This window comes from Streptomyces sp. NPDC052114 (assembly GCF_040680155.1).
GTDB lineage: Bacteria > Actinomycetota > Actinomycetes > Streptomycetales > Streptomycetaceae > Streptomyces.
Genome location: NZ_JBFAWC010000008.1, coordinates 43,565 through 56,972 on the forward strand (window position 1 = coordinate 43,565; position 13,408 = coordinate 56,972).

Below are 13,408 nucleotides of genomic sequence, written 5' to 3' on the forward strand. Positions count from 1 at the left end.
CCTTCGGATGTCTGACGGGTCATAGAATCTAACGGTCCGTCAGAAACCGCGGGAAGGGGCCGACGTGGGGAACTTCTTGGCAGGCAAGGTGGTGGCCGTGACCGGTGCCGGGCGCGGCATCGGCAGGGCCGTCGCACTCGCCGCGGCGGCCGAGGGGGCGAAGGTCGTCGTCAACGACTACGGCGTCTCCATGGAGGGCGGCGAGCCGACCAGTGAGATAGCCGACGCGGTGGTCAAGGAGATCCAGGCCGCGGGCGGCGAGGCGGTCGCCGTCGCCGACGACATCTCGACCATGGCGGGCGGGCAGCGGATCGTCGACGTCGCGCTCGCGGAGTACGGGCGCGTCGACGGCGTGGTCTGCGTCGCCGGGATCCTGCGCGAGCGGATGCTGTTCAACATGGCGGAGGAGGAGTGGGACCCGGTCGTCGCCACCCATCTGAAGGGGACCTTCACCGTCTTCCGGGCCGCGTCGGCGGTGATGCGCAAACAGGGCTCGGGCACCCTGATCGGCTTCACCAGCGGCAACCACCAGGGCTCCGTCGCGCAGGCCAACTACAGCGCCGCCAAGGGCGGGATCATCTCGCTGGTGCGGAGCGCGGCGCTCGGCCTCAACAAGTACGGGGTGACCGCCAACGCGGTGGCGCCCGTCGCACGGACCAGGATGTCGGCGAACGTCCCCATGGAGCTGAAGGAGATCGGCGAGCCGGAGGACGTCGCCGCGCTCGTGACGTATCTGCTCAGCGACCGGGCCCGCGAGGAGAGGATCACCGGGCAGGTCTACACGATCGCCGGGCCCAAGATCGCCGTCTGGGCCCAGCCGCGCGAGCTGCGCGCCGGGTACGCGGACGGGGCCTGGACCCCGGAGAAGATCGCCGACTTCCTGCCGGGGACGGTGGGGGTCGACCCGATGCCGATGCTGGCGCAGCTGGAGGCCATGGCCAAGGCGGCCGCCAACAAAGAACGTCCGAACGCGTAGGCGGGGGCGGGGCGGTGGAGTTCGGCTTCGGGCCCGAGGACGAGGAGTTCCGCGCCGAGGCGCGGGCCTGGCTCGCGGAGCGCCTCACCGGTGACTTCGCCGCGGCGGTCGGGCGCGGTGGCCCCGGCAGCGAGCACGAGGGCGGGGACCAGCGGCGCGCCTGGGAACGGGAGTTGGGGCGCGGCGGATGGATCGGTCTCGGCTGGGACTGTGCCGACTACGGCAACCGGCGGGCCACGCTGACCCAGCAGGTCGTCTGGGCCGAGGAGTACGCGCGCGCGTCGGCGCCGGGCCGCTACGGCCACATCGGCGAGAACCTCCTCGCGCCGACGCTCCTCGCGTACGGCACCCGGGAACAGCGCGACGAGTTCCTGCCGGCGATCGCCCGGGGCGAGGCGCTGTGGTGCCAGGGGTACAGCGAGCCGGGCGCCGGCTCGGACCTGGCGGGGCTGCGGACGCGGGCCGTGCGGGACGGGGCGGACGGGTTCCGGATCAGCGGACAGAAGATCTGGACGTCGCTGGCGCAGGACGCGGACTGGTGCTTCGTGCTGGCGCGGACGGGGGAGGAGGGCGCGACCGGAGCCGGGGCCGGGGCCGGGGCCGGAGGCGGAGGCGGCGCGGGTGGTCGTGGCCCGGGGCATCGGGGGTTGTCCTTCCTCCTGGTCCCGATGGACCAGCCCGGGCGGATCGAGGTGCGGCCCATCCGGCAGATGACCGGGACCAGCGAGTTCAACGAGGTCTTCTTCGACGGCGCGCACGCGCGTGCCGCGCACGTCGTGGGCGGCGTCGGCAACGGCTGGCGCGTCGCCATGGGGCTGCTCGGCTTCGAGCGCGGGGTCTCCACGCTGGTCCAGCAGATCGGCTTCGCCGAGGAGCTGGCCGGTGTCGTCCGCCAAGCCGTGGCGAGCGGTGCCGTCGGCGATCCCGTGGTACGGGACCGGCTGGTGCGGCAGTGGGCCGAGCTGCGGGTGATGCGGTGGAACGCGTTGCGGACGCTGGGGAGTTCGGGTGGCCTTGGCGACTCCCGGGGTGGGGACGCCGGGGCGCCGAGTGTCGCCAAGCTGCTGTGGGGGCGGTGGCACCAGCGGCTCGGGGAGCTCGGGATGGCGGTGCGGGGTGCGGCCGCCGCGGTCGGGCCCGCGGACTGGCGCGCCGACGCCCCGTACGAACTCGACGCCCTGCAACGGCTGTTCCTGTTCACCCGCGCCGACACGATCTACGGCGGCTCCGACGAGATTCAGCGGAACATCATCGCCGAGCGGGTGCTCGGTCTGCCGAGAGAGGCCAGAGGGCCTCGGTGAGGGGTGTGCGTGGTGCGGGGCGTTGTCTTTGACGGGGAGCGGGCCGAGGTCGTCCACGATCTGGAGATACGGGACCCGGGGCCCGGGGAGGTCCTGGTCGCGGTCGCCGCGGCGGGGCTGTGCCACAGCGATCTTTCGGTGATCGACGGGACCATTCCGTTCCCGCCGCCGGTCGTGCTGGGGCACGAGGGGGCGGGCGTGGTGGAGGCGGTGGGCGCCGGGGTGACGCATGTGGCTCCCGGGGACCACGTGGCGCTGTCGACCATCGCGAGCTGCGGGGCGTGCGCGGAGTGCAACCGGGGGCGGCCGACGATGTGCCGCAAGGCCATCGGGCGGCCCGACCGGCCGTTCACGCGGGGCGGCAGGCCGGTGTACCAGTTCGCGGCCACCTCCGCGTTCGCCGAGCGCACGATCGTCAAGGCCGTGCAGGCGGTACGGATCCCGGACGGCATTCCGCTGACCTCGGCGGCGCTGATCGGGTGCGCGGTCGTGACCGGGGTGGGGGCCGCGCTGAACCGGGCCAGGGTCGGGCTCGGGGACTCCGTCGTGGTGATCGGCACGGGCGGGATCGGGCTCAACGTGCTCCAGGGTGCGCGGATCGCGGGGGCGTCGACGATCGTCGCGGTCGACGCGAACGCGGAGAAGGAGGCGGTGGCGCGGCGGTTCGGGGCCACGCACTTCTTCGGGTCGACCGAAGCGGTGCGGGACGTCCTGCCGGACGGGGTCGACCACGCCTTCGAGTGCGTGGGGCGGGTGGAGCTGGTGCGGGAGGCGGTCGACCTGCTCGACCGGCACGGGCAGGCGGTACTGCTCGGCATGCCGGCGGCGACGGCTGAGGCGTCGTTCGTGGTGGCGTCCATGTTCCTGGACAAGTCGATCCTGGGCTGCCGGTACGGGAGTTCACGGCCGCAGCGTGATTTCGCCCTGTACGCGGAGCTGTACCGGAGCGGCCAGCTCCTGCTGGACGAGCTGGTGACGGCGACGTACGCGGTGGAGGACTTCGCGAAGGCGACGGAGGACGCGGGGGCGGGGCGGGTGGCGCGGGGGGTGCTGACGTTCTGACGTCTTCTGGCGGGGCGCCTTGGGCGGGGCGCCCGCTGTCCGTCTTGGGCGGGGCGTCGTTGGCGTCTGCGGCTTGTCGGGTCTGCGCGCTCGCTTCGTCTGTGGGGCGGGGCCGCGGGGGTATGTGCGTACTCGCCATCCCTGCGCCGCGCCTCAAGTCCAAAGGCGCTATGGCTGGCTCGGTGCTCCGTTCGCACATACCCCCACGTCCCCTCGGGCCGTAGGGCGGCAACCGGCCGTCGGTGGTCTCTGCTGTGGGCAGGCGTTCCGCAGGGCGGAACGGGTGGGCACAGCCCCCGGTGCCGGGTGGCGATAAGTGTGGCTCCAGCCCCGGCGCAGCCGGACCGTGCCGGGGCGGCGATGAAGGAGGTGCCCGCCCCGGCTCAGGCGGGGCACGCCAGGTCAGACGGACGTCGCACGGAACGTGCGGCGATACCCCGTGGGCGTCACCCCCAGCGCCACCTGAAGGTGCTGCCTCATCGACTGCGCCGTCCCGAACCCCGCATCCCGCGCCACCTGGTCGACCGACAGATCGGTCGACTCCAGCAGCTGCCGCGCCCGCTCCACCCGCTGCTGCGTCAGCCACTGCAGAGGACTGACCCCGACCTCCTCCCGGAACCGCCGCGTGAACGTACGGACCGACATGGCCTCCTGCTCCGCCATGTCCCGCAGCTGCAACGGCTGGTCGAGACGCCCCAGCGCCCACGCCCGCGCCGCCGTCGTGGTGGCCAACTGCGGCTCGGGGACGGGGCGTTGGATGTACTGGGCCTGGCCGCCGTCGCGGTGCGGCGGCACCACCGTCCGCCGCGCCACGTCGTTGGCGACCGCGGTGCCGTGGTCCCGGCGTACGACATGGATGCACAGGTCGATCCCCGCGGCCACGCCCGCCGACGTGAGGACGTCGCCGTCGTCGACGAACAGCACGTCCGCGTCGACGTCGATCCGCGGGAAGAGCCGCTGGAAGTGCTCGGCCATCGACCAGTGCGTGGTCGCCGGGCGCCCGTCGAGGAGACCCGCGGCGGCCAGCACGTACCCGCCCGTGCAGATGGCGACGAGGCGGGTCCCCGGCCGGATGCGGGCCAGTGCCGCCGCCAGCTCGTCGGAGAGCCTGCCCTCCTCGAACACCGGCCCCAGTTCGTACGACGCGGGGATCACGACCGTGTCCGCGTCGGCCAGCGCCTCGGGGCCGTTCTCGACCAGGACGGAGAAGTCGGCGTCCGTGCGCACCGGCCCCGGCGGGCGGACGGAACAGGTCACGACCGAGTAGAGGCCCCGGCCCTCCGCGGTGCGCGCGCGGCCGAAGATCCGCTGGGGGATGCCCAGCTCGAAGGGGATCACTCCGTCCAGGGCGAGGACGACGACGCGGTGTTCTGCCATGGCCCGATCCTAGCGAATGCTGTCCCTCGGGCCACTCGTTCGGAACGGACGGCTTTCGGATGCTGGATGACGTGACCCAGACAACCGAGACGCCCGCGCGGACCTCCCCGCAGAACGGCCCCGAGCGCCGTGCCCGCCGTATCCACCGCGCGTGGTTCGTCGCCGCAGTCACGTTCGTGACGATCATCGGCGCCGCCGCGTTCCGCTCCCTGCCCAGCCTGCTGATCGACCCGCTGCACGAGGAGTTCCAGTGGTCGCGCGGCACCATCGGGCTCGCCGTCTCCATCAACCTCGCGCTGTACGGCCTGACCGCGCCGTTCGCCGCCGCCCTGATGGACCGCTTCGGCATCCGCAAGGTCGTCGCGGTCGCCCTGGTCGTGATCGCGTGCGGCTCCGGCCTGACGGTGTGGATGGACTCCGCCTGGCAGCTGCTGCTCTGCTGGGGCCTGCTCGTCGGGCTCGGCTCCGGCTCGATGGCCCTCGCCTTCGCCGCCACCGTCACCAACCGCTGGTTCACCGAGCGGCGCGGCCTGGTCACCGGCATCCTCACCGCGGCCTCCGCGTCGGGGCAGCTGATCTTCCTGCCGCTCCTGGCCTGGATCGTCGACACGTACAGGTGGCGGCCCGCCGCCGTCACGGTCGCCCTCGCCGCCCTGGTCGTCGTCCCCTTCGTCTGGCTGCTGCTGCGCGACCACCCCGCCGACGTCGGCCTGAAGCCGTATGGCGCCAAGGAGTTCGTGCCCAAGCCCGCCCCGGTCACGGGCGCGGCGCGCCGCACGGTCGGCGCGCTCTTCAAGGCCGCGCGGACCGGCCCGTTCTGGCTGCTCGCGGGGAGCTTCGCGATCTGCGGCGCCTCGACGAACGGGCTCGTCCAGACCCACTTCGTACCCGCCGCGCACGACCACGGCATGCCCACCACGGCCGCCGCCTCGCTGCTCGCCGTCATCGGGATCTTCGACATCGTCGGGACCATCGCGTCCGGCTGGCTCACGGACCGCTTCGACTCCCGGCGCCTGCTCGCCGTCTACTACGCGCTGCGCGGCGTCTCGCTCCTCTTCCTGCCGCTGCTGCTCGCCCCGGACGTCCATCCGCCGATGATCTTCTTCATCGTCTTCTACGGCCTCGACTGGGTGGCCACCGTCCCGCCGACCCTGGCCCTGTGCCGCGAGCAGTACGGCGACGACAGCGCGATCGTCTTCGGCTGGGTCCTGGCCTCGCACCAGGTGGGCGCCGCCGTCGTCGCGTTCCTCGGCGGCGTGGTGCGGGACTCCTTCGGGTCGTACGACGTGATCTGGTACGCCTCCGGGGCGCTGTGCGCGGCGGCGGCGCTGATGGTGCTCGTGATCCGGCGGCGCGACGCGGCCCCGGTGGCGCTCAGCGCGTGAAGCGGCCGAAGGCGCCCTTGTGGAAGAGCAGCGGCTCGACGTCGTCGTCCGCCGTCCCGAGGGCGTCCACCCGGCCCACCACGATGAGGTGGTCGCCGCCGGTGTGCACGGCCTGGATCGTGCAGTCGATCCAGGCGGCGGCGCCCGCAAGGCGCGGCGAGCCGGACACCGGCGCCGCGTCGTGGGCCACCCCGGCGAACTTGTCGGCGCCGCTCACCGCGAAGCCGCGGCAGAGCTCGCCCTGGCCGGCGCCCAGGACGTTCACGCAGAAGACGCCCGCGCGCGCGATGCGCGGCCACGTCGTCGACGTACGCGCCACCATGAAGGAGACCAGCGGCGGGTCCAGGGAGAGCGACGCGAAGGACTGGCACGCGAAGCCGGCGGGGCCGTGCGGCGCGGCGATGTCGCCCTGGTCGTCCGCTGCGGGCGGCGCCGTGATCACGGTCACTCCGGTCGCGAAGTTGCCCAGTACGCGGCGGAATTCGGCCGGGTCGAGCGGCGCCCGCTCGTCCTCGCCGACCGCGCGCAGCCGAGGGCGCGGCAGTGCCTCGACGGGGCCCGTGGTGGGTGCCCCGACCGACCTGAGGTAGCGGACGGCGGTGGCCGCCATCCCTGCGTGTCCCATCACGCCAACCATTGAACCTGACGGGTCGTCAGATGGGAAGGGTGCGGTCGGACCGGTCCGGACCCACGCGTATCTTCACCCCCATGAACTGGGGGAACGGGCAGAAGTCCGTACGCGGGGCGGTGCGCGACGCCTGGGGCCATGGCGGCGTCACGGCCGCCGCGGCGGCCTGCGCCGCGCAGATACCCGCGGCCATCACGCTGTCCTGGCTGCTGTCGTTCGACAACGACGACTACGGAGTACCCCAAGGCGGCGCCTTCGGGCTCGCCTGCCTGTTCGTCTTCGGGCCACTGCTCTTCCCGTTCGTCGGCCTCGTGCACGCGGCGGTCCTGACGCTCCCCGCGGTCTCGCTCGGGCGCACGGCCGCGCGGTGGCGCGGCGGCCCCGGATGGGCGTGGAACCTCGCGGCGCTGGTGCCCTTGGCCCTGGCGTGGGCGGTGCTCTTCGCGGCCCTGGGCGGACCGTACGCCGGACCCGCCCTGTGGATCGCGGTGAGCGGCGTCCTGCCCGCGCTCGCCGTCGCGTACCGCCAGGCGCGCGAGGCCCGCACCGGCAGGCCGCCGCGCCACCTGCGGATGTGGCTGTGGTCCGTGCCCGCCTCGGTCGTCCTCCTCGCGGGCACCGTGGCGTTCGCCCTCGCGGCCACCGCGACGGGCCTGATCAAGGAGTACGCACCGCCGGACCTCCGCCCCGACCAGCTCGTCGGCGTGTGGCACGGCGAGGACGGCGGCCCGGTCGAACTGCGGCTGGGCGAGGACGGCCGCGCCCGGGCGCCCGGCTGCCCCGGCACCGCCGGCTGGACCGTGGACGTCGACACGGACCTGAAGCGGCCCTCGGTCCGGATCGACGGCCCCGCCGACACGGCGGATCCCGGGACCGAGGACGCCCACGACAGCGCCTGCGACGGGCTCCGGAGCTGGATCATCGGGGGCACGGAGGACGACCCCGAACTCTTCGTGACCTCGGGCGACCCCGACGCGCCGGAGATCGAGAGGCTGCGGCGCGCGGACTGAACCGCGAGCGCGTCGGGGTGCGCGCGGGCGGCACCTTCACGGGACCGTCAACGGCCCTCGTACGAGGGTGAGCGGCGTGCCACGAAGCTCGCCACCCCCTCGTTCGCGTCCGCCGTGGTCATGTTGATCTCCTGGGCCGCCGCCTCGGCGGCGAAGGCCGTCGCGCGGTCCGACTCCAGGGAGGCGTTCACCAGCTGCTTGGTCATGGCGAGCGCGCGGGTCGGCCCGGCCGCGAGCCGCTCCGCCCACTCCCGGGCCGTCTTCTCCAGCTCGTCCGCCGGTACGACACGGTTGACGAGCCCGAGCCGCTCGGCGTCGGCGGCCGGCAGCGCGTCCCCGAAGAACATCAGCTCCTTGGCCCGCTGCGGCCCGACGAGCCGCGGCAGCAGGTACGCGCCCCCGCCGTCCGGCACGAGCCCGCGGCGCACGAACACCTCGATGAACTTCGCCTGTTCCGCCGCGAGCACCAGATCGCACGCGAACGCCAGATGCGCGCCGATGCCCGCCGCGGTGCCGTTCACCGCGGCGATCACCGGCTTCTCGCAGTCGAGGACCGCCGCGATCAGCCGCTGCGCGCCCCGCCGGATGGTGCGGGCCACGTCCCCGGCCACGCGCTCGCCGGTGGCGGGCGCGCCGCGCAGATCGGCGCCCGCGCAGAACCCCTTGCCGGTCGCGGTGATCACGACGGCCCGTACGGCGGGGTCGGCGGAGGCCTCGTCGAGCAGCGCGATGACGCGTTCGCGCTGGTCCCAGGTGACGGCGTTCATGGCCTCGGGGCGGTTGAGCGTGATCCACGAGACGGCGTTGTCAGTGGTGTGGAGTATCAAGGAGTCGAGGGGATCACCGGGGGTCGTGGGGTCGGGGGAGGCCGTCATGGGGGAGTGGCTCCGTTTCGTACGGGGGTGGGTGCGGGGTGTCGGTCGTGGCGTGCGGGGCCTGGTTCGTTCGGCTCCGCCGCGCCGGAGGGCGAGCGGGGGGACGGGCGGGAGCGGCGCACGGCAAGCCGCCTCACCGCAGGCCGCCTCACCGGCAGACGGCGAACGCGTCGAGCGCGACGGCCCCCTGCCCCCGGGGCAGCACCATCAGCGGATTGATGTCCAGCTCCTCGATCTCGTCGCCCAGTTCGAGCGCCATGCGCTGCACCCGCAGCACGACCTCGACGAGCGCGTCGACGTCGGCGGGCGGCGCCCCCCTGACCCCGTCCAGCAGGGCGCGCCCGCGCAGCTCGGAGAGCATCGCCTGCGCCTGGTTCTCGCCGAAGGGCGGCACCCGCACGGCCGCGTCCCGCAGCACCTCGACGAGCACACCGCCGAGCCCGACCGTCACGGTCGGCCCGAAGAGCGGGTCCTGGGTGACGCCGACGACCATCTCGACGCCCCGCTCGACCATCTGGCAGACGAGGACGCCGTCCAGCGGGACGCCCTCATAGCGGGCGATGTCCGTGAGCTCCCGATAGGCGTCCCGCACCTGGCTCGCCGAGGTCAGACCGACCTTCACCAGGCCCAGTTCGGTCTTGTGCGCGAGCTGCGGGCCCGAGGCCTTCATGACGACCGGGTAGCCGACGAGCCCGGCCGCGCGCACGGCCGCCGCCGCGCTGGTCACCAGCTGCTCCCGCGGCACCCGTATCCCGTACGCGCGCAGCAGCTGCTTCGCCGCGTGCTCGCTGAGCTGCTGGCCCGGCCGCATCAGGGCCTGCGCCTTGCGGAAGGAGGGCGAGGGGGTGCGCGGCGCCTCGTCGAAGGGCGAGCGGTAGCCGGCGGTGAAGCGGTGGTGGTCCAGATAGGCGCGCACCGCCGTGATGCAGTTGGCGAAGGTGCGGAAGGTGGCGACGCGCGAGGAGCCGAGCAGCGTGGTGCGATAGGCCTCCTCAGTGCCGACCGGCGAGCCCCACACCACGCACACCAGCTTGTCCGTCCGCTCCGCCGCGTCCACCAGGTCCTGCGCGAGCCTGTCGCTCATCGGCGGGAAGGGGCCGGTGATCGGACAGATCAGCACCCCCACCTGAGGGTCGTCCAGGATCGCGTCGATGATCTTCCGGCCGCGCCAGTCACCGACGGGGTGCCCGCCGTTGTCGACGGGGTTGGCGACGTTCAGGTACGCGGGTATCCACTCGTGCAGCTCCGCCTGCTTGGCGTCGGAGAGCGTGGGCAGGGACAGCCCCGCCTCGGTCGCCAGGTCCGAGAAGTGCGCGCCCGTGCCGCCCGAGATCGAATAGACGACGACACCGTCGGACCGTGGCGGCCGGGCGCGCGCCAACAGGGCGGAGGTGTCCTGGAGTTCGTCCAGGCCGTCGACGCGGATCACGCCGAACTGCCGCATCGCCGCGTCCACCACCGCGTCGGCGCCGGTCAGCTTGCCGGTGTGTGAGGCGGCCATGCGGGCGCCGGTCTCGGTGCGGCCGACCTTCACGGCGACGACGGGCACGCCCTGTCGCGCGGCCCGGTCGGCGGCGAGCAGGAAGGCGCGGCCGTCCTTGAGGCCCTCGACGTAGGCGGCGATGGCGCCGACCTCGGGCCGTCCGGCGAAGTAGGAGATGAAGTCGGCGGTCTCCAGGTCGGCCTCGTTGCCGGTGGGCGCCCAGTGGGAGAGGCGGATGCCCAGCTCCTGGAGGGTGAAGACGGGGCGGCCCTGGTGGCCGGACTGGGTGATCAGCGCGATGGCGGGGCCTTCGAGGTCCTCGCGGAACCGCTCGAAGGCGTTGAGGTTGGTGTTGGGTCCGAGCAGCCTCAGGCCCGAGCGCCGGACGGCGGCGGCGAGGCGCTCCTGGGCGGCCGCGCCCTCCTCGCCGGTCTCGGCGAACCCGGAGGCGAAGGCGACGGCGAAGCGCACCTTCTCCTCGGCGAGCTGCTCGACGACGGGCAGCGGGTCGCCGACCAACAGCACGGCCAGATCGACCTGTTCGGGCAGGTCGGCGACGGAGCGGAAGCAGGTGATGCCGAAGACCGACGCGCGCGTGGGGTGCACGGGGTGCAGGCGGGCGCCGACCCGCTCGGCCCAGGCGATGAGCTGGCGGGTGATGCCGGTGTTGGGCCGCCCCTCGGCGTCCGACGCGCCGATGACGGCGACGGACTCGGGGCGGAAGAAGCGGTCCAGATCGGGTACGTCGGCGTGCAGCGGCCGTCCGCTGACGTCCACGTCGTCCGCCGCGGCGGCTCTGCCGTGGACGGCGCGAGGAGGGAGTTCGCCGCAGGCCACAACGTGCGCGCGGCGGGGGTCGGTGGTGAAGGTGCCGTGAGTCGATCCAAGCATCGGTCCGCCCGCTTCTTGTGACAGCACTTAACTGACGCACAGTCAGATTACTGAACTGACGCTGCGTCAGGAATGGTGCTGCAGGCAAAGCCTGGCGCCGGGGGCGGCGCGCAGGGGCGGTGAGGAGTCCTGCCCCGGGGCGGTGCGGGGCCCTCTGGGGTGGTGCCGGCGTGGTGCGTGGGGCCCTGTTGTCCACGGAAGCGCAGAATCCGGTGGGTGCCAAGGGGGGATTCGGACGAGGGCGCCCGTTCGCCGGGCGCCCACTTGTCCCCGGGTGCCCGCTTGTCGCCGGGCGCCCACTCGCCGCCCGGCGCCCACTCGTCGTGGGGCTCCACTCGTCGTGGGGCTCCACTTGTAGTGGGGCTCCACCCGTCGAGGGGCGTGCCTTGTCGGCGGCCTTCCGTCGACCGTGGTCGCTCGCGGAGTTCCCCGCGCCCCTTGCGGGGCGCCTCCTGGGCGTGGTGCTGACCCCGCGGGCTACCTCGCTATCGCCTTGGCGATCTTCTCCGCGTCCATGGCCAGTTCCCGGAGCATGCCGCTGATCGGGTTCGTGAAGCCGGTGAAGTAGAGGCCCGGGGTCTGCCGGGGGCTGCGGCGGCCGTGGGACGTCGGGCGGCCGCGGGCGTCGAGGATGCCGAGGTCGCCGACCAGGCCCTCCAGCGCGCGCCGGTAGCCCGTCGCGGCGATCACCGCGTCCGGGCAGATGCGGGTGCCGTCGGCGAGGGCGACCTTGCCGTCCTCGAAGGACTCCACCGCGGCGACCGGTTCGACGCGGCCCGTGCGCACCGCGTCGATCAGGCCGACGTCCTGCACCGGGATCGCGCCCTGCCGGGCCCGCGAGTACAGGCCCGTGGTGGGGCGGGGCAGGCCCTTGGCGGTCAGATCGGGGACGCTGACCTTGCCGAGCGGGCCCGCGAGCCGGTCGACCAGGGCGACCGGGAGCCTGCGGCACAGGATGCCGTTGAGCTGTGCGGGCCAGCCCATCGTGGAGCGGCGCACGATGTGCGGGGCGGTGCGCACCGCGAGGCGGACCCGGGCGGCGCCGCCCTCGACCAGGTCGACGGCGATCTCCGCGCCGGTGTTGCCGACGCCGACGACCAGGACGTCCTTGCCGGCGTAGGGGAGGGGGTTGCGGTAGTCGCCGGCGTGCAGGAGTTCGCCGGAGTACGTGTCGCGGCCCGGCCAGTCCGGCAGGTGGGGCGTGTGGTTGTAGCCGGTGGCGATCACCACCGCGCTGCCGGTCAACTCCCGCCCGCCCGTGGCGCGCAGGACCCAGCCCGTGCCGTCGTCGGTGCGCCGCAGTCCGGTCACCTCGACTCCGGTGACGACGTCGAGGCGGTGGTGCTCGGCGTACTTCTCCAGGTAGCGGACCACGTCGTCCCGCGACACCCAGCGGCCGAACGACCGCGGTATGGAGAGCCCCGGCAGGGCCGAGAGGCGGCGCGTGGTGTGCAGGTGGAGACGGTCGTAGTGGCCGCGCCAGGAGGCGCCGACCCGTTCGGACTTCTCCAGGACGACCGCGCGCACACCGCGTGCGCGCAGCGCCGCCGCGGCGGCGAGCCCGCCGGGGCCGCCGCCGATGACGTACACCGGGCGGTCCTGCTGGGGCATAAGTGGAGGGGACGAGTCGGTCATGACGGGAGAGTAACCGCGTGATTACTGGATGGGTGACGGAGAAGTCCGGAACCGATTGCGAATTCATCACGGGCGTACGGGCTGTACGCGACGTACGCCCCTTGCGCACCCCGTGTGCGGTGCGCTGAACTGACGTACCGTCAGATCGGTGTCGGCGCCCGTGGGGGCCGCGTACGTGAAGGGACTCCTCCGATGAGTACGGACCTGCCCGCCGCCCCCCGCTTCGACCTCCCCGAGGCCGATGCCTTCACCCGGCCCTACTGGGAAGCGGCCGGGGAGGGGCGGCTGTTGATACGCCGCTGCGGCGCGTGCGGCCTCGCGCACCACTATCCGCGCGAGTTCTGCCCGAAGTGCTGGAGCGAGGACGTCACCTGGGAGCGGGCGAGCGGCCGGGCCACGCTCTACACCTGGTCGGTGGTGCACCGGAACGACCTCCCGCCGTTCGGCGGCCGTGTCCCGTACGTCGCCGCGGTCGTCGACCTCGCCGAGGGCCCGCGCATGATGACCGAGGTCGTCGACTGCGCGGAGGGCGCGCTGCGGATCGGGATGGCGCTCCGCGTCGCCTTCCGGGAGACGGGGGCGGCGGAGGGCTCAGGAGGAGAGGGCGGGGCTGCCGTCGCGGTCCCGGTCTTCCGGCCGGTCGAGGACGGCGACGGCGGCGGAGGCGGCGGCGGAGACAGCGAGGGTGAGGGCGGCGGAGGCGACGGCGGCGGCGACGGTGAGGGCGCCTGATCGGTCCTGGCGTAAATCGGAGGCGCCCCCAAGGGGGTTGAGGGATCCTGGGC

The 13,408-nt window shown here is 73.6% G+C and carries 11 protein-coding genes; 6 read left to right on the forward strand and 5 right to left on the reverse strand.

What is annotated here, in order from left to right:
- Window positions 1-64 precede the first annotated feature (64 nt).
- The 3 genes from AB0L89_RS18845 to AB0L89_RS18855 are packed head-to-tail and all read left to right on the forward strand — an operon-like array spanning window position 65 to window position 3,339.
- A complete protein-coding gene (locus tag AB0L89_RS18845) occupies window positions 65-976 on the forward strand; it encodes an SDR family NAD(P)-dependent oxidoreductase (protein ID WP_365142111.1) in 912 nt (303 codons plus the stop codon).
- A 14-nt stretch (window positions 977-990) separates the two neighbouring features.
- Entirely contained in the window at window positions 991-2,277 is a 1,287-nt protein-coding gene (locus tag AB0L89_RS18850; RefSeq protein ID WP_365142113.1) for an acyl-CoA dehydrogenase family protein, read from the forward strand.
- Window positions 2,278-2,289: 12 nt separating this feature from the next.
- Entirely contained in the window at window positions 2,290-3,339 is a 1,050-nt protein-coding gene (locus AB0L89_RS18855) for a Zn-dependent alcohol dehydrogenase (protein ID WP_365142680.1), read from the forward strand.
- 402 nt (window positions 3,340-3,741) lie between these two features.
- On the opposite strand, the gene AB0L89_RS18860 is transcribed toward AB0L89_RS18855, so the two are convergent.
- Window positions 3,742-4,716: a helix-turn-helix domain-containing protein gene (locus AB0L89_RS18860; RefSeq protein WP_365142115.1), complete on the reverse strand. Its 975-nt coding sequence runs from the start codon at window positions 4,714-4,716 to the stop codon at window positions 3,742-3,744.
- Window positions 4,717-4,775: 59 nt separating this feature from the next.
- Here AB0L89_RS18860 and AB0L89_RS18865 point away from each other — a divergent pair, with 59 nt between their 5' ends.
- Entirely contained in the window at window positions 4,776-6,101 is a 1,326-nt protein-coding gene (locus tag AB0L89_RS18865) for an MFS transporter (RefSeq protein ID WP_365142117.1), read from the forward strand.
- On the opposite strand, the gene AB0L89_RS18870 is transcribed toward AB0L89_RS18865, so the two are convergent.
- Complete coding sequence (locus AB0L89_RS18870; RefSeq protein WP_365142119.1) at window positions 6,091-6,726, reverse strand: flavin reductase family protein; 636 nt, start codon at window positions 6,724-6,726, stop codon at window positions 6,091-6,093. The genes AB0L89_RS18865 and AB0L89_RS18870 overlap by 11 nt on opposite strands.
- Before the next feature lie 83 nt (window positions 6,727-6,809).
- Here AB0L89_RS18870 and AB0L89_RS18875 point away from each other — a divergent pair, with 83 nt between their 5' ends.
- Window positions 6,810-7,739 (forward strand): hypothetical protein, encoded by a 930-nt coding sequence (locus AB0L89_RS18875; protein WP_365142121.1) that lies wholly within the window; start codon window positions 6,810-6,812, stop codon window positions 7,737-7,739.
- A gap of 47 nt (window positions 7,740-7,786) precedes the next feature.
- On the opposite strand, the gene AB0L89_RS18880 is transcribed toward AB0L89_RS18875, so the two are convergent.
- The 3 genes from AB0L89_RS18880 to AB0L89_RS18890 all read right to left on the reverse strand — a co-directional run bounded on the left by AB0L89_RS18880 (window position 7,787) and on the right by AB0L89_RS18890 (window position 12,623).
- The gene (locus tag AB0L89_RS18880) at window positions 7,787-8,614 is read right to left on the reverse strand and encodes an enoyl-CoA hydratase-related protein (protein WP_365142123.1); all 828 of its coding nucleotides are present in this window, start codon (window positions 8,612-8,614) and stop codon (window positions 7,787-7,789) included.
- 148 nt (window positions 8,615-8,762) lie between these two features.
- Window positions 8,763-10,988, reverse strand: coding sequence for an acetate--CoA ligase family protein (locus AB0L89_RS18885; protein WP_365142125.1), 2,226 nt, complete (start codon window positions 10,986-10,988; stop codon window positions 8,763-8,765).
- 477 nt (window positions 10,989-11,465) lie between these two features.
- Window positions 11,466-12,623: an NAD(P)/FAD-dependent oxidoreductase gene (locus tag AB0L89_RS18890; protein WP_365142127.1), complete on the reverse strand. Its 1,158-nt coding sequence runs from the start codon at window positions 12,621-12,623 to the stop codon at window positions 11,466-11,468.
- A gap of 192 nt (window positions 12,624-12,815) precedes the next feature.
- Here AB0L89_RS18890 and AB0L89_RS18895 point away from each other — a divergent pair, with 192 nt between their 5' ends.
- Window positions 12,816-13,355 (forward strand): Zn-ribbon domain-containing OB-fold protein, encoded by a 540-nt coding sequence (locus AB0L89_RS18895; protein ID WP_365142129.1) that lies wholly within the window; start codon window positions 12,816-12,818, stop codon window positions 13,353-13,355.
- The last annotated feature ends 53 nt before the right edge of the window (window positions 13,356-13,408 follow it).